Annotated in this window: 2 protein-coding genes; both read right to left on the reverse strand. The window is 45.2% G+C overall.

Annotated features, from left to right (window positions below):
• Positions 1-482: 482 nt before the first annotated feature.
• On the reverse strand, positions 483-812 hold the full coding sequence (locus ACYVD4_RS31990; RefSeq protein ID WP_460952527.1) for a hypothetical protein: 330 nt from the start codon (positions 810-812) through the stop codon (positions 483-485).
• 225 nt (positions 813-1,037) lie between these two features.
• The coding region (locus ACYVD4_RS31995; RefSeq protein ID WP_460952529.1) for a hypothetical protein at positions 1,038-1,325 on the reverse strand (288 nt) is incomplete at its 5' end.

Consider the following 1,325-nt stretch of genomic DNA (forward strand, 5'->3'; position numbering starts at 1 on the left):
GTGGGTAATGAACTGGCACAGCCTCAAGCCAGTGTATGCGTAATTTATTTTGGCAATTCCTGTCACAAATCGCCCCTTTCTGCATATAATATTTATGGACCCATTCGATAAGCTACTTCAGGAAATTGCCCTTGCTATACTAATCGAACGCGAAGCAAAGGAGGTGTTTAGCGGTAAGTATGATTATGAACTTGACCCAGAAAAGGAGAAGCAATTTTTAGAGCGCTTAGCCAAATCAGTTGCCTCTAACGAACCTTTACGGTAGCCCTAAAATCTCTTCCTTCAGCTTCCTGTACTTCTTTCGGTTGCCTATGCCTAAGAAGTTACGTTTACGCTCGTAGCGCGTTAGAATTGCACTCAGCGTGGCGTCTCTGGCTTTGTAGTAACCGATTACTACCAGCAAGGAATCGTAGCGAGGGCGAAGCCTAGCTAATTCACGCAATCGAACGTTTATTTCAACCTCTCGCGCAAAATCGGACGTATCAGGGATTTGACAATAAACTGTCGTTCTCAGCGCGAACATCACGATAAGGCTTAGAATAAGCCCGTTTGCGATCGTTTTGTATTTCTTTGTCATATAGGAATCGAATTGTTTTGGCATAATTAAAGGCGCTATCCTTTTCAGATTTGAGTAGACCAGTTACCCGTTTTAGGCTATCAGTCTGCACCTCCACCACTAGTCGTTTCTCTTCTTCGCTGTTAGCCCGGTGGCATTGCTTTACGCCAAATCCAGTGCCGCCAAGCGAAACTACGACCCAGAAAATTGGCGAAGTCAGCATATCGCCCACCAGCCATTTAAGTAGTTGCTTCATGGCTAGTTATGGCTTTCTGCACAATACATGATTGAGGGTTGCGTCCATGGTGTTCTCAAGGGCGAACCTATACCACCTGTAGGGCTGTCAGGCCATGGCTGGTATGGCGGTATATTTATTCGCAGAGGTTGCGCTTTATCCATTTCGACAATAATGCCTGCAATCACATCTGGCGTAATTGGTTGATCTTGTTCAATTTCTACGGTCGTGCTGTTTCGGGTTATTTTAAGCTTGTTCATGGGCTTCGTATGGGTTTTGAACGATGGTTGCTTTATAAGGTGGCTCCTCTTCGATTTCTGAAACAGAGACTATCCAGAACAATAGATCGGTAATAACCAGCGATGCAAAGCTGACAAGCCCCATTAAAATGGGTAGTATCAGCACGATCTTGGACCCGGCCATAATGGTACCTATCTGCGTTAGCACGTTGCCGCTAATCGTACCAATCGTAAACCGACTAAGTAGCTTTGTGACGGCCACCATATTACCGATGGTACGGCGTTTAAACTTGTA

The sequence above is a fragment of the Spirosoma daeguense genome (assembly GCF_054776875.1).